Source organism: Pseudomonas sp. CFBP 8771, from assembly GCF_014841695.1.
In the GTDB taxonomy this organism is placed as follows: domain Bacteria; phylum Pseudomonadota; class Gammaproteobacteria; order Pseudomonadales; family Pseudomonadaceae; genus Aquipseudomonas; species Aquipseudomonas baltica.
Genome location: NZ_JACYUJ010000001.1, coordinates 405,402 through 424,728 on the forward strand (window position 1 = coordinate 405,402; position 19,327 = coordinate 424,728).

The 19,327-nt window shown below is 61.2% G+C and carries 20 protein-coding genes and 2 pseudogenes; 11 read left to right on the forward strand and 11 right to left on the reverse strand.

Features of this window, described 5'->3' with window-relative positions:
- Positions 1-46: 46 nt before the first annotated feature.
- Positions 47-541, forward strand: a complete 495-nt coding sequence (locus tag IFT80_RS01845; RefSeq protein WP_446730929.1) for a (R)-mandelonitrile lyase — start codon at positions 47-49, stop codon at positions 539-541.
- Between the two features lie 183 nt (positions 542-724).
- Positions 725-1,786, forward strand: a complete 1,062-nt coding sequence (locus IFT80_RS01850) for a diguanylate cyclase (RefSeq protein WP_192136606.1) — start codon at positions 725-727, stop codon at positions 1,784-1,786.
- 20 nt (positions 1,787-1,806) lie between these two features.
- Here IFT80_RS01850 and IFT80_RS01855 read toward each other — a convergent pair whose 3' ends face one another.
- A complete protein-coding gene (locus IFT80_RS01855) occupies positions 1,807-2,775 on the reverse strand; it encodes a TIGR03571 family LLM class oxidoreductase (protein WP_192136607.1) in 969 nt (322 codons plus the stop codon).
- 1,395 nt (positions 2,776-4,170) lie between these two features.
- Here IFT80_RS01855 and IFT80_RS21810 point away from each other — a divergent pair.
- Positions 4,171-4,293, forward strand: a pseudogene (locus IFT80_RS21810) (HAMP domain-containing protein); the annotation flags it as partial.
- A gap of 159 nt (positions 4,294-4,452) precedes the next feature.
- Positions 4,453-5,157, forward strand: coding sequence for a methyl-accepting chemotaxis protein (locus IFT80_RS21815; RefSeq protein WP_446730978.1), 705 nt, complete (start codon positions 4,453-4,455; stop codon positions 5,155-5,157).
- Positions 5,158-5,237: 80 nt separating this feature from the next.
- Here the strand turns inward: IFT80_RS21815 and IFT80_RS01865 are convergent, their stop codons facing one another.
- The 7 genes from IFT80_RS01865 to IFT80_RS01895 all read right to left on the reverse strand — a co-directional run bounded on the left by IFT80_RS01865 (position 5,238) and on the right by IFT80_RS01895 (position 9,962).
- The gene (locus IFT80_RS01865; protein WP_122712882.1) at positions 5,238-5,861 is read right to left on the reverse strand and encodes an FMN-dependent NADH-azoreductase; all 624 of its coding nucleotides are present in this window, start codon (positions 5,859-5,861) and stop codon (positions 5,238-5,240) included.
- Between the two features lie 67 nt (positions 5,862-5,928).
- Entirely contained in the window at positions 5,929-7,113 is a 1,185-nt protein-coding gene (locus IFT80_RS01870) for a DUF2252 domain-containing protein (RefSeq protein WP_192136609.1), read from the reverse strand.
- Between the two features lie 172 nt (positions 7,114-7,285).
- Complete coding sequence (locus tag IFT80_RS01875; RefSeq protein WP_122478625.1) at positions 7,286-7,765, reverse strand: helix-turn-helix domain-containing protein; 480 nt, start codon at positions 7,763-7,765, stop codon at positions 7,286-7,288.
- On the reverse strand, positions 7,762-8,094 hold the full coding sequence (locus tag IFT80_RS01880; protein WP_185793601.1) for a type II toxin-antitoxin system HigB family toxin: 333 nt from the start codon (positions 8,092-8,094) through the stop codon (positions 7,762-7,764). The genes IFT80_RS01875 and IFT80_RS01880 overlap by 4 nt, the downstream gene beginning before the upstream one ends.
- Before the next feature lie 145 nt (positions 8,095-8,239).
- Positions 8,240-8,698: a thiol-disulfide oxidoreductase DCC family protein gene (locus IFT80_RS01885; protein ID WP_192136610.1), complete on the reverse strand. Its 459-nt coding sequence runs from the start codon at positions 8,696-8,698 to the stop codon at positions 8,240-8,242.
- 140 nt (positions 8,699-8,838) lie between these two features.
- Positions 8,839-9,213: a hypothetical protein gene (locus IFT80_RS01890; protein ID WP_244646846.1), complete on the reverse strand. Its 375-nt coding sequence runs from the start codon at positions 9,211-9,213 to the stop codon at positions 8,839-8,841.
- Positions 9,210-9,962, reverse strand: coding sequence for a phosphatase PAP2 family protein (locus IFT80_RS01895; RefSeq protein ID WP_192136611.1), 753 nt, complete (start codon positions 9,960-9,962; stop codon positions 9,210-9,212). Before IFT80_RS01895 ends, IFT80_RS01890 begins: the two co-directional genes overlap by 4 nt.
- Before the next feature lie 348 nt (positions 9,963-10,310).
- On the opposite strand from IFT80_RS01895, the gene IFT80_RS01900 reads away from it, so the two are divergent.
- Positions 10,311-11,978, forward strand: coding sequence for a phosphoethanolamine transferase (locus IFT80_RS01900; protein ID WP_192136612.1), 1,668 nt, complete (start codon positions 10,311-10,313; stop codon positions 11,976-11,978).
- Between the two features lie 49 nt (positions 11,979-12,027).
- Complete coding sequence (locus IFT80_RS01905) at positions 12,028-12,729, forward strand: response regulator transcription factor (protein WP_192057335.1); 702 nt, start codon at positions 12,028-12,030, stop codon at positions 12,727-12,729.
- 29 nt (positions 12,730-12,758) lie between these two features.
- Here IFT80_RS01905 and IFT80_RS01910 read toward each other — a convergent pair whose 3' ends face one another.
- Entirely contained in the window at positions 12,759-13,691 is a 933-nt protein-coding gene (locus tag IFT80_RS01910) for a dihydrodipicolinate synthase family protein (RefSeq protein ID WP_244652268.1), read from the reverse strand.
- A gap of 66 nt (positions 13,692-13,757) precedes the next feature.
- On the opposite strand from IFT80_RS01910, the gene IFT80_RS01915 reads away from it, so the two are divergent.
- The 3 genes and pseudogenes from IFT80_RS01915 to IFT80_RS21825 all read left to right on the forward strand — a co-directional run bounded on the left by IFT80_RS01915 (position 13,758) and on the right by IFT80_RS21825 (position 16,159).
- Complete coding sequence (locus IFT80_RS01915) at positions 13,758-14,393, forward strand: LysE family translocator (protein ID WP_122478612.1); 636 nt, start codon at positions 13,758-13,760, stop codon at positions 14,391-14,393.
- 140 nt (positions 14,394-14,533) lie between these two features.
- Positions 14,534-15,304, forward strand: a pseudogene (locus tag IFT80_RS21820) (MCP four helix bundle domain-containing protein); the annotation flags it as partial.
- Positions 15,305-15,370: 66 nt separating this feature from the next.
- Positions 15,371-16,159 carry a methyl-accepting chemotaxis protein gene (locus IFT80_RS21825; protein ID WP_446730937.1) on the forward strand — a complete coding sequence of 263 codons (789 nt, stop codon included), beginning with the start codon at positions 15,371-15,373 and terminating at the stop codon, positions 16,157-16,159.
- 33 nt (positions 16,160-16,192) lie between these two features.
- Here IFT80_RS21825 and tspO read toward each other — a convergent pair whose 3' ends face one another.
- Positions 16,193-16,633: a tryptophan-rich sensory protein TspO gene (gene tspO / locus IFT80_RS01925; protein WP_122712873.1), complete on the reverse strand. Its 441-nt coding sequence runs from the start codon at positions 16,631-16,633 to the stop codon at positions 16,193-16,195.
- A gap of 285 nt (positions 16,634-16,918) precedes the next feature.
- Here tspO and cynS point away from each other — a divergent pair, with 285 nt between their 5' ends.
- On the forward strand, positions 16,919-17,386 hold the full coding sequence (gene cynS, locus IFT80_RS01930) for a cyanase (protein ID WP_122478607.1): 468 nt from the start codon (positions 16,919-16,921) through the stop codon (positions 17,384-17,386).
- 10 nt (positions 17,387-17,396) lie between these two features.
- Positions 17,397-17,870 carry a nuclear transport factor 2 family protein gene (locus IFT80_RS01935; protein WP_185793594.1) on the forward strand — a complete coding sequence of 158 codons (474 nt, stop codon included), beginning with the start codon at positions 17,397-17,399 and terminating at the stop codon, positions 17,868-17,870.
- A 33-nt stretch (positions 17,871-17,903) separates the two neighbouring features.
- On the opposite strand, the gene abaF is transcribed toward IFT80_RS01935, so the two are convergent.
- Entirely contained in the window at positions 17,904-19,280 is a 1,377-nt protein-coding gene (gene abaF, locus IFT80_RS01940) for a fosfomycin efflux MFS transporter AbaF (RefSeq protein ID WP_122478604.1), read from the reverse strand.
- Between the last annotated feature and the right edge of the window lie 47 nt (positions 19,281-19,327).

Here is a 19,327-nt window from a genome sequence, read left to right on the forward strand (position 1 = left end):
TAACGGGTAGATTGGAGTTCTTCGGCAAAGCACAGGAAGATTCTTGGTGAAATCACTCGCAGCCGCCGCGCTCTCATTGTCCTTGTTAACGTTTGAAAGCAAAGGAGCCCAGCCCATGAATGGCACTCACTCCCTCAATGTCACCGTAACGCCCGCAGGCTCGCAGCCGTCCGCGGTCGGGCCCGCCGAGTACTTTACCGGCAAGGTTCGGGTCGATGCCCCATTCAAAGGCACCGACGGCGCTCGCATCGGCGGCGCCACGGTCACTTTCGAGCCCGGCGCGCGTACCGCCTGGCACACCCACCCGCTGGGCCAGACGCTGATCGTGACCGCAGGTGCCGGCTACGTTCAGCAGGAGGGCCAGGGCCGCCAGCTGATTCGCCCCGGTGATACCGTGTGGATTCCTCCCCAGGTGAAACACTGGCACGGCGCACGGCCCGATACTGGCATGAGCCATATCGCCATTGCCGAGGCACTGGACGGCAAGGTGGTGGATTGGCTGGAGCAGGTCAGCGATGCGGAGTACGGCCAGGCGCAGTGAGGCCAATGTCCAGCGTGCATTGGCAACAATCGCCCGTGCACCGAACGGCTGCTGACTGCAAACCCGACTTGCTATAAAATCGATGCCAAAGTGCCATGCCGTTCGACGCTCAGTCGACCACCGGACAGCGGCACGTCTTTGCTCTGACAGGGCACATCGATAGCAAAGGCGGGGAGCCTTGGTATGCCGCTCAGTCGCCAGGAGTTGGGGAGAAGTTTCGCGCGCCGTATCTACGGGCCGCGCTCGATAGGGTGCCTGCTCAGTGCGCTCTTCATCGGTGCAGTGTTGCTGGATCAGCCCGACACGCCCACGTGGGTATGGGCAGCGATGTTGGCCAACCTCGTGGCCTGGCCAACCGGTGCGTACCTGCTCGCACGCAATGCCTCGGATCCCTTCGCTGCCGAACAGCGCAACCTCATGCTGGACGCCCTGTTCGCCGGCGGCTGGGCAGGGCTGATGGCGTTCAACCTGCTGCCGTCGGTGCTGCTGCTCGCCATGGTCGCCATGAACGCGATGGCCGCAGGCGGTTGGCGCCTGTTACGGGCCAGCGTTGCCCTGCAGGTTGTGGGTATGCTTATGGCGCTGAGCCTGAATGGCTTCGAGTTGTCGATGGCGACCACGGCGCTGCAGCAATTGACCTGTCTGCCGATGCTGATCATCTACCCGCTGATCGTGGCCCGCGCCAGCTACGGCGTTTCGGTGCAACTGGCAGTGCACAAGAAGGCCTTCAAGCTCATCAGTAAACTGGACGGCATGACCCGCCTGCTCCATCACGCTTCGTGGAGGGAAAAGCTGGACGAAATCTTTCCTCGCTGCAGGAGGGGCGAGGTAATGGCGATGCTGGCCTTGATCGACATCGACAACTTCAAGCGCATCAACGATGAGCACGGTCATCTGGTGGGCGATGCCATCATCGGCCGCCTGGCCAACCTGCTGCGTTCAGGGCTGGGGACCTCTGCAGTGCCGGGACGCTACGGCGGCGACGAGTTCTGTTTGCTGCTGTTCGATGTCAGCGTCGCGGAAGCGACCCGGCAGTTGGACGACATTCGCCAACGATTCGCCGACTGGGCTGACCTGACCGTGCCCGTAAAAGTGACCCTGAGCATTGGCCTGGTGCCTTACTCCCATGAATATGCCAGCGAACGAGATTGGATAAAGGCCACGGACGAAGCACTATACCGAGCCAAGCGCAGTGGCAAGAATCGGCTTTGTGTGCAGCCGTGGCCGGCCAGCGTTGAGGGCTGATGGCTGCAGCGGGGTCGTACCTACTCGGCCCCCACCGCAAACTCGGGAAGCACATACTCCTGCAGTTCCGCAATCACCTCCAGCGCCGGGCGCCGTGTTGGCTTGAGGTTCAAGGCAACATGGTTGACGCCGGCATCGCGTTGGCGCGCGAAGAAGGCCTTGAGGGCATGACGGCCGCCGCGCAGCACTCGACCGGTCTGCAACGGTGCGTTGGCATCGGTATCCAGGTCGAACATCGCGCCATAGCCGAACGGTACGAAACCACGCGACGCGGTCACTTCACGCCAGTGCGGCACCACCTCCGACATACGCTGGGCATCGCCATGCCAGATCCAGGCGTCGACGTGTTCGCCCAGCCACTCCAGGCTCTGGCCGGCACGGCCAATGGCGATGATGGGGATGCGTGACGCCGCAGGCTTGGGCACCAGGTCGATATCGCCGCGCAGATGGCCGAAGTGTTCGGTTTTCAAGCGCGGGAAGGACACCGAGGTCAGGGTCTTGATCAAGGCCACCGCTTCGCGATAGCGCTCCACGCGCGTGGCGAAGTCGACCCCGAAGGCCGGGTACTCGGTTGGCCGGTCACCGGAAGCCATGCCGGCCAGAAAACGGCCGCCCAACAGTTGGTCGGCGGTGGTGATCTGCTTGGCGGTGATGACCGGCTCGCGCAGGGGCGTAACGAACCCGGCCGTGCCGATTGCGATCCGTTTAGTGAGCGCGGCCAGCCAGCCGGCGTACACCAGTGGGTCGAGCACCTGGCCGGTGTCGCCGAACGACGGGTCGTAGAACGGCACATCGCGCAGCCACAAGGCTGCAGCGTCACTGCGGTCGAGGCTTTGTACGATCTCGGCCTGATCGGACAAATCCGGAAAGGGGCTGTCGGGGTAGCCACTGGCCGGGGAAATGAAACCAATGGTCAATTGACCGTGTTGGAAGGTGCGGCTGAACGCGTCGTGGCCAGCCAGGTCGTGCGATTGATTGTCCTGATTCACAGTGCCTGCCCCAAGATCCAAGAGATGACACCAGTCTAACGCTCGGCCTGATGCCTGTTTCCGACCTTTTGGATCGACACTGATGAATAACTTTCCTCAATCGGCGCTGAAAATCGACCCGAGATACACTGATGCCAAAGAGACATCACCTGCTCTGTAAAGTTCAAAACCTTTACAGAAATAAATATATGTACAACTTTCTGTAAAGTTCTTTGGATCGCTACCGATACGCACGTTTGACCACAGAACAATTGTGCGCAGCCACATGGGCCGAACAGAGCCCAGGCGTCGGAGAAATGGACCGTTCTCACCCCAAGACCCATTACGAACCGTCCCATTTCGGGCTGTGAGAACCTCATGAACATCCTTGCTCCTGCCGTAGCACTGGCCAACCGATTACGCTTTCCGACGAAATTTGCAGTACTGGCCATCATCGTCCTGATTCCCCTGGCGCTGCTGGGCACCCGTTTCATCATTCAAATCAACGACAGCCTCGCGGTCATCCGTTCGGAGCAAGCAGGCCAGCGTTACCTGCTGGACGTCACGCCCGTCTTGCGCTTGTCCATGCTCCAGCGCGCCTTGAGCAATCGTCTGCTCAGCGGCGATTCGACTGCGCAAGCCGATGTACTGGCCAACCAGGCGAAGCTGGAGGACGCATTCTCGAAGCTGGCCGCCACGGACCGCGAGTTCAACGAGCCACTGGAAACCGGTGACCGCGTGCAGGATCTGCACGCAGCAGCCACGCGGTTGATGGCGCAGGCCAAGCCGGGCGCCGACCAGAGCGGCGTGTTCGACGCGTGGAACGACCAACTCACCGAGACGTTGAATTTTGTCTACTACGTGTCGGCCACGTCGGGGATGGTGCTGGATGAGGATTACGCATCGCTGTTCATGATCGACCAGAGCACCTTGCGCCTGCCCCGCCAGATCAACATCGTCGGGCAACTGCGTGGGCTCGCCAGCGGCCTGCGTGAAGGGCAGGTGTTGAGCCCGGCTACGCGCGGCGTGATCAAGTCGATGCTCAAGAACGAACTGCTGATCCACAAGGAACTGCAGCAAAGCCTGGCCTTGCTGCGTCGCCGTGAGCCTGCGCTCGCCGATCGGATCCAGGCACCCATCAGCAGCGCTTTCGCAAGCCTTGAGGGCTTCCGTGCGGACCTCGAGGCAGTGACGTCCTCTACCAGCGATACACTGGGCAACGTGCAGAACGTACCCGCCAAGGGCAATGCAGTGGTGGCTGAGTTGTACAAGGCCCAGGACACCCTCCAGGTGGAGTTGCTGAATCGGCTGGAACACCGTGTCGAGGAGAAGAATGCTCAACGCCAGTTCATCATTGGCATGTTCGCGCTCGTCGGCCTGCTGCTGGTGTACGTGTTCTGCGGCATCTACAGCGCCATGCGGCGTACCATTCAGGATGTGCTGTTGGCCACCCAGCTCATTGCCCAAGGCGACCTGAGCACGCGCGTCCAGGTCCGCGGCAAGGATGAAATGGCCGACGTAGGCAACAGCCTGAATCATATGGTGCAGGCCTTCAGTGGTTCGCTGGCTCAGGTCGAGCGCAGCTCGCAGTCGGTGTCCGACGCCGCCACGCGCATGGGTGTGTCCATCGACCGCGCCAAACGCTCGATGAACACCCAGCAAAGCGAAACCGAGCAGGTGGCCACGGCCATCAACGAAATGACCACCAGCGTTGCCGACGTCGCGCAGAACACCGAAGGTGCTGCCCACGCGGCCGAACAGGCCAGCCAGTCTTCCCATGCCGGGCTGGCGCAGATGCACGAAACCAAGGTCACCATCGAGGCCCTGGCCGACGAAGTGGAGCGCAGCGCGCAGAAGGTCTCGGCGCTTGCCCTGCACAGCCAGCAGATCGGTGGGGTCATCGAAGTGATCCGCAACATTGCCGACCAGACCAACCTGCTGGCCTTGAACGCCGCCATCGAAGCCGCCCGTGCGGGCGAGCAGGGCCGGGGCTTCGCAGTGGTCGCCGACGAGGTGCGGACCCTGGCATCGCGTACGCAAAACTCCACCGAAGAGATCCGCCGGATCATCCAGGAACTGCAATTGGCCACCGCGGCTGCCGTCGAGCAAATGAAGGCTGGCAAGCAGCGCGCCCAGGAATGCCTGCAGTCCGCGGATGCGGCCTCGACCAGCCTGGATGCCATCAGCGATGGCGTCGAGCAGATCGTCGGCATGAACACCCAGATCGCCAGCGCGGCCGTTCAGCAGCATGCCGTGTCGGAGGACATCAACCGCAACGTGACCGAGATTCGCAATGGCAGCCTGGCGTTGATGGAAGGTATCGAAGACAACGCCGTGACCGCAGAAGAGCTCTCGTTGCTGGCGACGGAACTGCGCACCGTGGTGGCGCGGTTCAAGCTATAGGAAGGCGCGCCGGGGAGCGCCGATCAGTGCCCAGGGGCAGATCGGCGCGCTGTGGTCTATCAGCGCTGACAGTCGCAGCGCTACAGGGATGCAGCCAGCTTGGTGGCCGCATCCAGAGCGGCATTGAAGCTGGCCTCGGCCGTTGCGGCATCGCCCAGCGTCGCTTCCGACTCCACCGTGTCGATGGCTGGAATGCCCACCATCCGTGCCCAGGTCCTGAGGAATGCAACCTGATGGTCGTAATCCTCGGTGGGATAGTCCTCGCCCAGCACCACCCCGCGGGTGGCTAGCACCACCACCTTCTTGCCCTTGAGCAGGCCGCACATGCCCTGTTCATCGAAATCGAACAGCACGCCGCGCTGTGACACCGAGTCGATCAGGTGCTTGAGACGGTAGGGCACACCGAAATTCCACATCGGCACACTGAAGACAATTACATCGGCGCGATGGAAGCGCTCGCCCAACGCGTGGATCTGTTTCCACACGGCTGCCTGTTCGGCAGTCATTTCAACGCCTTCGAGGTCGGCGTACTTGGCATTCAACGCAGGGCCGTCGAAAGGCAGCAGATCGGTGGTCCACACATCCAGCACGTCGACGGTGGCGTCAGGCTGATGGGAGGCGACGGTTTCCAGGTAGCGTGCGGCCAGTTTCAGCGAGGCGGAACGCTCGCCACGCGGAGAGCTGGCAATGTGAAGAATATGCATACAGGGGTTTCCTATGTGGCGCAGCTGCGCGGGGTTTCGATTTAGTCCTGTGCACGAGCGCCGATGTTCAATTCTGCAACGCGTACCGTCGGCAATGCTCCAGGTACCCTTGCTCATGACTGCCCACCAGATGAACCACGCTGGACCACAGCCAGGACGGCGCGTCCAGCGTGTTCGAGCGATTGGTCTGTAGCTCGCGCATCCAGTCAGCCCTGGTCGAAAGGTCCATCTGCCGTGCGTGAGCAGCACCCACGACCCTGGCCAGGTAACTCGCCGCGCGCATGGCTTGGGTTTCGCTCAACTGGTCGAGCTCAAGCTTCATGTCCTGAGGCAGCAGTTCACGAATGAAGAAGCCATGGTCGAGCATCCGCGTGGCCAGCATCCGGTTGCCCAAACCGGGCGACAGATGCCGGGCGCCTTCGACCACGCGCCGGCCGTTATCGCGCGGCATGCCTGCGCGCACCGTGCGCGGTGCTGCGGCAGCGACCGCTTCCTTGACGTCCAGGAGACACAGTTCCTGGTCATCGTCGTCGCCCACGCCGAGCAGCACGGCATAGCGCTTGAGGCCCAGAGAGCTGCAACCCTTGACCCAATAAGCCGAATCCAGCAACTCGACACTGTCACTCCCCGAGCGGCCCTTGAGGGACGTGACCAGGGCATGGATCTCGTCGGTGGCGCACAAGGTCTTGATGGCGCTGCGCTCGGTTTTGGAGAGCGCCCAGAAATGCTTGCCCAACGGAATCGTCGGACGCATGTCTTCGATGCGTTCCTGCGCCAGATGCTTCCACGTACGCTGCACAGCGCTGCGCATGCCAGCCTTGACCTGCGCGGGACGCTGCGGCTGTTCTTCCTGGTTGTTCTCGAAGGCTTGCTCGTAGCCCACCATCATCTCTTCGAGCATGCGCGCGGTGGCCACGCCGGGCAGGTCCGAACCGCGAGCCGCGGTCGCCAGCGACAAGCCGAGCCGGACCAGGTCGTGGACAGGGTTGCCGATCACCGTCTGGTCCAGGTCGCGGATATGGATGTCGATGCGACCCTTCAAATCGCCGGTCGGCCCGAGGTTGCCGGCGTGACAGTCGCCACAGATCCACACCGGCGGCCCACTGGGCAAGCGCCGACCGGACTGGGACTGCAGCCATTCATAGAATTGCACGGTGCTGCCGCGCACATAGGCATGCGCGGATCGGGCCATCTTCAAATTGCGCAGTTGCTCGAGGGGTTCCAGGCGTGCGGCAGGACGGGGCGTTTTCATGGAATAGTCTTTGGGGGAAAGACTATGGAGTGGTTATCCGAGGTGCATGTTTCAAAATGTTTCTAGTTTTTTCTCCGGGCAAAACACGACGAGAGGAGCATATGGCTTTGGCAGACGGTGAGCCGTTCTATGCCGGCAGGTAGCGGGCCACCGGCGCAGATGGGTGCAGGGTTCATCCAATACGCGTGGGCTTGGATTCCTCGATGAATACATCTGGCTTGGTATGGAAGCGCTGTGCCAGCGCATAGGCCATCTTGTGGCTGATGGGGCGCGTCCCGGCCAGCACCTTTGACACCACATGCTTATCGCCAATTTCGGGCAAATCCGAACCGGTAAGCCCCAGCATCTCCATGAAGTCACGCAACAGCTGCACGGCAGTGCTGGTGGGTTTCAAATGGGCGTTGATGGCCTCGAACTGCTGCGAATCACGCTCGTAATTCAGAAGCGCATCCTCGAGCTCGACCAGTACCTGCTCTTCATACTTGTTCAGGGTGTGGCCATCAGTCAGCTCGTCGAGCAACGCAGACGCACGCGCGTATTCAGCGGGGCTATGGATGCCGCCAACGAACGACTCACGTAGCTGCTCAACCAATACTTGAAGGCTTTCCAAGGCAGCACGGATGCTTTGAGGATCTTGAAGTACGGTGGTCATGGTTTCGCCCCCTGGTTGTTTCTGGCATACCAGTCATTTGCAGCGTCATATTCAGCATGGGTATAGATGTGTTTGACGTACAGCTTTTGCCGCTTGTAATTGACGCCTGCGATCAATCTCAATTTGTTGCCGCCGATAGCAATCACAACCCACCCCACCTGTGCCCGGGGCTTGAATAGATCCAACCGGCTTCCAAACAGGTCTGCCAGATCGTTGTAACAGCTGGGTTCCAATGCACACAGAATTCGATAGCAGGCTTTGAGGGCAGTGGCGCAGGTAGGGTGCCTACGGCATGCGTCGTCAAATCGATCCTTCTTCAGGACATCCATATGTTTTCCTGGCGTTTATCATCATGATACGCCAGTTGTCATTTTTGGCAACTTCAAGCCGGCCGTAGCAGTGATGTGCAAGCTAGGGCCCCAAGCATTTGCATGTCAGCCATCAACCCTATGACGAGCCAAGTCGGAACTGCTCTCAACGCGGCCCGGACGGTGGCGGCTTTTGCCCGGTACTATCCGCTTCGGGAACTGCACAACTGCCGTTCCTGCAGCGAGCACTGCCGTCCGGGTGGGGCAGCCAGGCCAGATGCGGACGCCAGCGGCAGAACAGCCTATAGCCAACGTTGAACAGCGGCCTGGCCCACCGCCAGGACAATGGCGCGGCCCAGAGGCCAAGGCCTGCGGCGCGCCAGCTCCAGAGTGTCGCGTCCAGGCCGGTGACCCATGTTCCATCGCTGAACCGGGCATGAAGCAACGACTCCATGTGCGCACTGGTGAAGCCCAAGGATTGAGCGTCGAACGCCGGATCGCTGATATCGATGAAATGCAGGCGTTCGGGCAAGGCACGCGCCCTCAGAAGCTTGATTTCGTGGGCGCAGAGGGGGCAGTCACCGTCGAAGTAGAGGGTCAGCGGCCACTTTATGCTGTCGTGCATCGATGAGTGTCCTGGGTGGGTGTGCGAATGAAATGTCTGAAATCGAGCGAGGTGTGCTTGATTGGAATAGACACCCGGTTCTCCCTTTCACTCGTTTTTTTTCGTTAGCCCCAGATTGTTTCGCGCAAAAGCGCGTTCGATCAGCGCCCAAGCGCCTTGCCCCACCCCTGATCCTTTGCATGCCGCCAATCGCGGTCTTCCTTGCTGTCGATGCCGACATGCCGTTGGAAGTCAGCGATGGCGCTGGCTTGGCATTGCCGGAAGCCGTCGTCCCAGCCCGTGGCGTATTGACGATCCGAAAGGTAGACAGGCACGTTCTTGCGAAATTCGCCCAAGGCTTGCGCGGCGTGCCGACCACTGCCGCAGCCGTCCTCGAAGCCGCTGGCGAAGGGGGCAGGGTAGCCCTCGGCCAATAGCCGCTCCCGGGTCGTTTGGCAGGCGCTCAACACTACTGCCGATAAGGCTAGGCTCAGCAGCACCCCAGTTCGTCTACCAGGTCTCCACAGGGCGTTCATCGCCGGTGCCCGTCGGGCACCAGGGCCGCAGCCGGCACAGGTGAAGGCTGTGTCGAGGGGCGGTAGAGAATCCAGCGATAACACAGCACGCAAATGACCCAATCGATCAGCAGCGTCCAGATGTTGTGCGAAAGGAAGTGCGCACCTTGCGCCATTCGCCCCAGCGAAAAGACCGATCCCAGTATCAGCGCCACCGCCAGTGCGATGCGCGCAGTGCGTGGGCGACGATCGCGCCAGAAAAAGAACAGGGCGAGCAGCGAGAAGCCGCTCGACGCATGGCCGCCGGGCCAGCACAGACCAGGCTTTTCCGTTGCGGCGCGGGGGCTGAGCAACGGTGTATAGGTTTCCTGGCCGCCGAACTCTTTCAGGCTCCAGGGGCAATGCACGGCTGTCAGCACCTTGAGCGGCGTCACCACCGACGTAGTCAGCGCCATCGCCAGCACCACATACCCCAGTGGTCGACGCCATTGGCGCAGGCGCGTGGCCCACAGACTCGCCACGAAACCTGCAAGTGCAAGTACGGCAAAGGCGATCACCGCCTGCTTGGCGCGATCATGCAGAATGTTTTCCAGCCAGTAGCTCTGGCGTCCGATGAAGCCAACCCCCGGCACGTAGAAGATCTGCGCCAGGGCGAAGTCGAGGGCGGGCGGATACAGCCACAGCATCGTTGCCATCAGCACGAGCGGAATGCCCAGCGCCAATCGAAAGTCAAAATGCCGGGACGCAGCAACAGGTAATGCGATAGCCATGACAGGCTCCGATCCAATGATGAAGAACAGGTGAAAGTTACGTGGGGAAGTCACGACGACGGCCTGCCATCAATGATCCATTGGCCGCTTGCGTTACGAGCGACGATAAGTTTGCGCCGTTCAGAACGACGTGAACGAACTGTGAAAAATACGTGGAAAGTAGTGCTCGCCTCGGCTGCAGGAAGCGATCGCATTGCTGTGTTCCAGCGCATGCCTCGAAACAGACTCGCGACGAGCTTTTCCTCGCGAATCTTTCACGAAAATTTGAATTATCCGCGTCTAGAGTCCGCGCCATCGACAACCGTAGCACGGCGCACGGCTCGCTTCTTTGCCCGACGGCAGACTCCCATGTTCAAACTCAAACCTGTACGCCCGGAAACCGCGACGGTGCTTGCCAGTGTCTTTCTGCTGGTGGTATTCAATGTGCCCCTCTGGCAGCATCTGGCTGCAATTACCGGGGAGGGGGGCGCTGGAACACAACTTGCCATTGCTTTTGCCATCATGCTGTTGGGCGTGTTCAATATCGTCCTGACGATAGTGGCGTTTCCAATCATATTCAAACCGGTATTGACGGTGCTGTTTCTCACCAGTGCCAGTGTCACCTACTTCATGAGTCACTACGGTGTGCTCATGGACGTTGGCATGCTTCGCAATCTGGTGGAAACCAATATCACCGAAGTACAAGGCTTGTTGTCTCCGATGCTCTGGGTCTATGTCTTGCTGTTGGGCGTATTGCCGTCGGTGCTGTTGTGGAAAACGCCCATCGCCTACCGCAAAGTGCATCGCCAGTTGGTCAGCAAGGCACTGGTCGGCGCGGGCTCTGCGGCGGTCATTGCCGTGGTCGCGCTGGTGGACTATCAGGGGCTGTCGTCACTGTTGCGCAATCATCACGAGTTGCGCCTGATGGTGGTGCCGAGCAATTACATCGGTGCCTCGATCGCCTATGCACGCGAACAAGTGTCCACGGCACGACAGCCATTCCGGGCCATCGGCGAAGACGCCGTGCGAGCCGTCAACGTGGCCAGCAATGCGCCCAAGTCACTGACGGTACTGGTGGTAGGGGAAAGTGCGCGCGCCGAGAACTTCGGCATCCTGGGTTACGAGCGCGAGACCACGCCGCAACTTGCCCAGGAACAAGGGCTGGTGGCCTTTACCGACATGCACTCCTGCGGCACCGAAACGGCTGTCTCTGTGCCATGCATGTTCTCCAACATGGGCCGCAAGCAGTACAAGGCGGACATTGCGAAAAACCAGGAAGGCTTGCTGGACGTGCTCAAACGCGCGGGGCTGGATGTGGTGTGGTGGGACAACCAGTCTGGCTGCAAGGGGACGTGCGACCGGGTCACTTTGCTGGACGTCAGCCATGACAGAGATCCCGCATTGTGCGCGGACAACGAGTGCGGGGACGAAATTCTGCTGCAAGGTCTGCAGGCCTTCATTGACCATTTGAGCAAAGATACCGTTCTGGTATTGCACCAGATGGGCAGCCACGGGCCCGAATATTTCAAGCGTTACCCCAAGGCGTTCGAGAAATTCACGCCGGTGTGCAAAAGCAATGCGCTGGATGCGTGCAGCAGAGAGAGTATCGTCAACGGCTATGACAACACCTTGCTGTACACCGATCACGTGCTGGCTCGGCTCATCGATGTACTGCGCAGCAACCAGGATCATCTGGCCACCGCAATGATCTATCTGTCGGATCATGGCGAGTCGCTGGGCGAGTACAACCTGTTCCTGCATGGCACGCCTTACATGCTTGCCCCCGATCAGCAGAAACACGTGCCGCTGCTGGTATGGCTTTCCGAAAGTTATCAGCGCGCGCTCACGGTCGACAGCCGCTGCCTGCAGCAGACGCGTCATGAACCGCTGAGCCAGGACAATCTGTTTCACTCGGTGCTAGGCTTGCTGCATGTGCAGACGCGTGTCTACGACACCGGGTTGGATATGTTCGCCAGTTGCAGGGGGATCAACGGGCATGCGGCTGACGCGGCGAAACAACTGGCGGCCGGCCGCTGAGCGGGTGACCTTTTTCCGTTGTTCCGTCTGACACCACAAAGAGGGTTCCATGCGCATACTGGTTATCGAAGATCACGCCGATATCCTCGCCAACATCTCCGAGTATTTCACGCTCAAGGGCTGTGAAGTCACCGGGGCGCTGGATGGCGTCACTGGGCTGCACCTGGCGATGACCGGCAACTTCGACGCCATCATTCTGGATGTGATGCTGCCCGGCATGGACGGCAATCGGGTCTGTCACAAGCTGCGCTCGGTTTCCAGGCAGAACACCCCCATCCTGATGCTGACTGCACGTGACGAATTGGAAGACCGCTTGACCGGCTTCAGCGTCGGTGCCGACGACTACATCATCAAGCCCTTCGCGTTGTCCGAGCTGTTTGCTCGCGTCGAGACGGTGAGTCGACGGTCGACAGGCGTTCGGAAGAACGTGCTCCAGGTCCATGACCTGACCTTCGACCTGGATTCGCTTGAGGTGAAGCGGGCGGGCAAGCTGCTCAAACTCAACCCCACCACCCTCGTGCTGCTGGAGTTGCTGATGCGCAAAAGCCCCGCGATAGTGAAGCGTCGCGAGTTCGAACTGGCACTGTGGGGCCAGGAAACGCACGACTCCGACAGCCTGCGAACGGGCATCTATATGTTGCGCAGAACCATCGACAAAACCTTCGATGTACCCCTGCTGCATACCGTGCACAGCATGGGCTACAAGCTGCAGGGCCCGTCCGGTGGCGAGGTGTCGATCGAACGGCACTGAGCTCGGGCCCAGGCCTCGCGGCTCCAGGCTCAGGCGAGTTCTAGCGCCTTCAGCATCTGCACCAGGCGCTCTTTGGACTGCCGGTCGAGCCCCTTTAGGGGAAGAGGCAGGCAATTGGCTGCTGCCTGGCCCATGATCTCGGCTGCGGCAGCGATGACCCGGACACTGCCATATTCACGGAACATTGCCCACAGCGGTTCAAGCCCTGCCGACAGTTCGACGGCGCGGCCCGAGTGTGCACCCTCCGTTGCCTCGATGAGCGCCAGCGCAGTTCGCGGAAACAGTCCGCCCAGCACGGAGTACCACAGCTCGCACCCTGCATTGAGGCCGGTCACTGCAAAGGCATCGCCACTGATGCCTATACTGACGTGGCCAGGGATGCTGGCCCGCAGGCGCGCCACCCGGGCCGAGGCTTGCGCTGGATCCAGGTTCATGCTGGGGATCTTGATCGAGGCGACATTCGGCAAAGCTGCAATGCGCCCGTGCAGCTCGTCCGTGAACTCGAAGTGCGTGGTACCAGGGTTGTCGTAGACCACCAACGGCACCGAAACGTGGTGGGCGAGGGTTTCGTAGAATTCGAATACTTCATCGGCACCAAGCTTCTGGTAACTCACCGGTGGCAGCAACAGCGCGCAGGCCCCAGCGGCCTGCGCATCATCCGCCAGCAGCAGCACATCTCGCGTGGCGACCGAGCCGATCCCGACGATAACGGGCACCTCACCGGCCACGCTGACGGCAAGCCGCGTCGCGAGGCGTCGTTCTTCCCGGTTCAGGTACGCGTAGCTTCCCGTCGAGCCCAGAACGCCGATGGAATCGACCTTTGCCGACGACAGGTTTTCAATCAACCCGGCGAAGGCCGTTTCGTCGACGACACCGTCACGCAGCGGGGTCAAAGGGAATGCGCTCAAACCTGTGAACATGAAAGAACTCCTCATTTTCGGACGGAATACGCGGGTTTGCATCGGCGACCGGCGTTGCTATAGGGTACCTGAGTACCTTGCCAGCGACGCAACAGAGTGGGGCCCCTTATGTCGTTCGATATTCACCATCTGCTTCTGGTGTTCGTCACCTACATTGTCGGCGCAGCCAGCCCTGGGCCCAGCAACATGCGAATCATGAGCGTCGCGATGCACCAAGGCAGACGCCCCGCGTTGGTGCTGGCCGCAGGCGTCATCAGTGGTTCGTTCTTCTGGGGTTCAATGGCTGCTACGGGTGTCTCGGCAGTGCTCGTGCAATACGCCGGCGCGCTGTTCATTCTGAAGATGGCAGGCGGCGCCTATCTGCTTTTTCTGGCCAGCAAGGCCTGCCGTTCCGCGCTGACGTCCAATCAACGCTTTGCCGATGAGTTGGCATCTTCACCGAAGGCATCCTGGCCAAGTCTGTATCGTCGGGGCTTGCTGATGCACCTTACCAATCCGAAAGCCCTCCTGAGCTGGATCGCTACGATGACCCTGGGCTTGGGCCCAGGCGCGACGAGCTCGACCGTGGCGATCATCCTGGCGGGTTGCGCCATACTTAGCGTGACCATTTTTGGCGGTTATGCACTGGTCTTCTCTACGGCCCCAATGGTGCGTGCCTATGGAAAGGCGCGCCGTTGGATCGAGGGCACCTTGGCGATGGTCTTTGCCGCAGCCGGCTTGAAACTCCTGTTCGCCAGGCCCTGATTCGCTGCAGGCCCTGATCGCGCTCGTTTCGCTATCGTCGTGAGCCATATCCGATAGCTGCCGACCTGCCCCATGCTCAAGATTCCTGCCGGCGGGCCGATGATGGTTGTCATCAACCCCCGATCGCAATGGAATCCTGCATGATCATCCGACGCCTCAATCTCGCCCCTCGGGCGATCGCTTTCTTCTCGGCCGTAGTCGCGGTCGTGATCCTTCTGGGCAGTATCTCCATCGTTCAGATGAACAAGCTCTACCAGGCCGAGCAGGACGTGGAAACCAACTGGATGCTCGGCATTCGCGATGCGGGTCAGATGAACAGCGGACTGCTCAGGTTGCGGCTCGAAAGCATGCGCGGTGCCACCACCACCGATGCCGCGCTTCGTGAACAGACGATTGCTGCGTTTCCGGGCTATCGCCGTACTTTTCAGGAAACCATCAAGCACTACGAAAGCACCGTTGCGAGCGACGATGACCGTAAACTTTACGAATCCATACGCTCCGATGCGGCAACGTATGACCAAGTGCTGGGTCAGCTGGAACCTATGCTGCGTGCTGCCGACACCACTGCGGCAACTGCCTTGATCAACACGGTCATTCGTCCGTTGACCAATACCCTCGAAGGCAAGGTCAACCAGCTCATGGCGCTGAACGACCGCGGTGCCACGGATGCCGGCGATGCGGCGCTGGCGACGTTCGAGTCGGGACGCAACTGGGTCATCGGGCTGATGGCTGCGGCCGTGCTGGCTACCATCCTGCTCGCTGCGCTATTGATCCGCAGCATCACCCAGCCGATCAAGGAGGCCGTGCAGATCGCCCAGCGCATCGCGCGCAAGGACCTGACCGAAACGATCGTCGTGGTCGGGCAGGACGAGGCCGCCAGCATGCTCACCGCGTTGGCCCAGATGCAGGCCAACCTGCGCCAGACCATCGCGCACATTTCCGACAGTTCCAGCCAGTTGGCTGCCGCCTCGGAAGAGATGAGCGCCGTGACCGAGGAATCCAGCCGCGGTCTGGCGCGCCAGAACGACGAGGTCAATCAGGCTGCCAGCGCCGTCACCCAGATGAGCTCGGCCGTCGATGAGGTGGCACGCAATGCGGCAGAGGCCGCCGACGCGTCGGCAACCACCCAGTCCCTGGCCAGGGATGGGCTGGGCAAGGTCGAGCAGACCCTCACCGCCATTCAGGCACTGGCCACCAACGTGGGCAGCACCAGCACCCAGGTCAAGCAGCTGTCGTCACGGGCGCGGGAGATCAATACGGTGGTCGAGGTGATTCGCGCCATCGCCGAACAGACCAACCTGCTGGCATTGAACGCGGCCATCGAAGCGGCCCGCGCCGGAGAGCAGGGTCGAGGCTTCGCCGTGGTGGCGGATGAAGTGCGCGCCCTGGCTCACCGCACTCAGCAGTCGACCCAGGAAATCGAAAAGATGATCGGCTCCATGCAGACCGATTCGGTGCAAGCCGTGCAAGCCATGGAGCAGAGTCAGCAGATGGCCAGCGATTCGTCGGCCGTGGCGCAGCACGCCAGCGCATCGCTCAGTCAGATATCGGCATCGATCAACCTCATCAGCGAACGCAATACCGTAATCGCCACCGCAGCCGAGGAGCAGGCACAGGTGGCACGGGAAATCGATCGCAACATCACCAGCATCCGCGACCTTTCGATCCAGAGCGCAGCCGGCGCCACGCAAACGGCCACCGCCAGCGGAGAAGTGTCGCGGCTGGCGGTCGGGCTGACCGCATTGGTCGGGGCGTTCGCGATCTGACCGTGGCCGAGTGGGAGCCGCGTAACTGTGGCATCAGCGATTGTTGCGCAGAATCGAGAAGTTCAGCGCCGCGGCCACGCAGAGCCAGGCCAGGTAGGGGAACAGGATCAGCCCGGTGATGACGTCCAGGCGCATTGCCAGGGCAACCATGGCGGCGGTCACCAGCCACAAGACCACGATGATCACCATCCCGGCGAGCAGGCGATGGGCGCCGAAGAATACCGGCGTCCACAGGGTATTCAGGGCGATCTGCGCGGCCCACAGCGCCAGTACCGTCTCGCTGCCCGGCAGTTGGGTCAGCCGATAGCCCGCCCACGCCAGCAGCAGGTAGATGACCGTCCAGGCCACGGGAAACGCCCAGTTGGGCGGGGTGAAACGCGGCTTGACCAGCGAGGCGTACCATTCGCCGGGCTTGAAGATGACACCGGTGCTGGCTGCGGCGGCGCAGGCCAGCAGAAAGATGAAGAAAACCATGATGAGTCCTTGTGCAAGGGCAGGGGGGCGCTGCAATAGCGAGATGTGCTATCAAGCTGACGCCTGAACCACGGAAAAGTTTGCGCGAGCGTGCAGCGCGTTCAGCCTTCCTCCCGCTGTCCTGCCGGGCCAACCGCAGCGCTCAGGTGACCAATGGGACGCAGCGGCACGAATCGAACCCCAGCTGAAATTGTGCAAGGCAGCCCTGATCATTGTGGTAGGTTTCGATGATTCCCTGCTGCCAAGCTGTTCAATCGACCCTGCGTTTCAGTCCGGAGAATCACCATGTCCCAGAGCAACGTTTCCAAGGTGCCGCGTCAGACCTTGACCGAACAAGTCCTGCAGGCCAAGGCCACGCACAATCTGACCTGGGCGGCGCTGTCCGAGGGGACCGGCCTGAGTACGGTGTATGTGACGGCCGCGCTGCTGGGCCAACACCCGCTGCCGCAGGCGGTTGCCGAAGTGGTGGCCGAGCGTCTGGGCCTCGACGCGCAAGCGGTCGTTCAGTTGCAGACCATACCGTTGCGCGGCAACGCCGAAGACGTGTCCAACGACCCGACCATCTATCGCTTTCACGAAATGGTCCAGGTCTACGGCACTACCTTGAAGGCTCTGGTGCATGAGCAATTCGGCGACGGCATCATCAGTGCGATCAACTTCAAACTCGACATCAAGAAAGTCGAAGATCCAGAAGGCGGATCGCGTGCTGTGATCACCCTGGACGGCAAGTTCCTGCCCTACAAGCCTTTCTAGGATCCTCGCCATGAACCAGGAAAACCGCCCACCGTTGCCACCTTTCACCGTCGAAACCGCCATTCAGAAAGTGCGTGGCGCCGAAGATGGCTGGAACTCCCGGGACGCCGCCAAAGTGGCGCTGGCCTATACCCACGACACCTGCTGGCGCAACCGCAGCGAGTTCATCGAAGGTCGAGCCCAGGCCCAGGCGTTTCTCGAACGCAAGTGGCGCAAGGAGTTGGACTACCGCCTGATCAAGGAGCTGTGGGCCTTCGCCGACAACCGCATTGCCGTGCGTTACGCCTACGAGTGGCATGACGATTCGGGCAACTGGTTTCGCTCCTACGGCAACGAGAACTGGGAGTTCGCCGCCAACGGACTCATGCACCGGCGCTTCGCCTGCATCAACGACCTGCCGATTGCCGAGTCCGAACGCAAGTACCACTGGCCCTTGGGGCGGCGCCCCGACGATCACCCAGGGTTGAGTGATCTGGGGCTTTGAGGGCGCGCTGACGGCCATCGTCAGCGCAAGTGCTCAGGCCAGTTTGCCGCGCGACACGCCCGTTTGTTCCGAGGCCGCCACGCGTGCGGCGGCTTCGGCATCGACCGTGCGCAACGACTTGCCACGGGTTTCACGGGTCAGGCTGACGGCGACGATGGAGATTACCGCAGCCCCGACCAGGTACCAGGCGATGGGCGTGGAGCTGTTGTATTTGTTCAGCAGAGTGATGGCGATCAGCGGCGCCAGCGAGCCGGCGAAGATCGGCGCCACCTGATAACACAGCGACAGCGCTGTGTAGCGCACATGGGTCGGGAACATCTCGGCCATGAGTGCCGAGTAGGGCGCATAGGTCATGGATTCGATGGCCAGGCCCAGAGTGATGGCCGCCATGATCAGCCAGTTGTTGCCGGTGTCCATCATCGGGAAGCCGACGAAACCCCAGAACGCCGTCAGTACTGCGCCGGTCAGGTACACCGGTTTGCGGCCGACCAGGTCGGAGAGGTAGCCCATCAGCGGAATCATGAAGAAGTGCAGGAAGTGCGCGCCGAACATCAGCAGCAGAATCTGCGAGGTGTCCTTGTGAACCACCAGCTTGAGGTAGGTGATGGAAAAGGTCACCACCGTGTAATACAGAATGTTCTCGGCAAACCGCGCGCCGATTCCCACCAACACTGAACGCCAGTGATGGCGCAGTACTTCGACCACACCCAGCTGTTCGGATTGAATCGATGCCTGGCGCGCCTGGGCTTCCTTGAAGATAGGCGCATCGTCGACGCTGCTGCGGATCCAGTAGCCGATCAGCACCACAATGGCCGACAGCCAGAACGCCACGCGCCAGCCCCAGGCCAGGAACTGCTCCTCGGAAAGCCCGGTGGACAGCCCCAGCAAGGCGACGGTAGCGATCAGGTTGCCCGCCGGCACGCCTGCTTGTGGCCAGCTGGCCCAGAAGCCGCGACGGTTGTCTGGGCAGTGCTCGGACACCAGCAGGATGGCACCGCCCCATTCGCCGCCGAACGCGAAGCCCTGGATCAGCCGCAACAGCACCAGCAGCACGGGCGCAGCGTAGCCGATGGTGGCGAAACCTGGCAGGCAGCCCATCAGGAAGGTGGTGATGCCCACCACTACCAGGCTCAGTTGCAGCAGGCGCTTGCGGCCGAACTTGTCGCCGTAGTGGCCGAACACCAACCCGCCCAGTGGTCGGGCCAGAAAGCCCACTGCGTAGAGCGCGAAGGCAGCAATGATGCCGTCGATGGGGCTATCGGTCTGGCGAAAGAACAGCTGGCCGAACACCAGCGCGGAGGCCGTTCCGTACAGGAAGAATTCGTACCATTCGGCGACGGTTCCGGCCATGGCGGCCGCCACGACACGTTTGAGTCCCGCTGGGGTGGTCGCGTTGGAAGAAGTGGACATGATCAGGCTTCCTGGAGTGGCAATGACAGGTACCCGGGCCTGGCGGA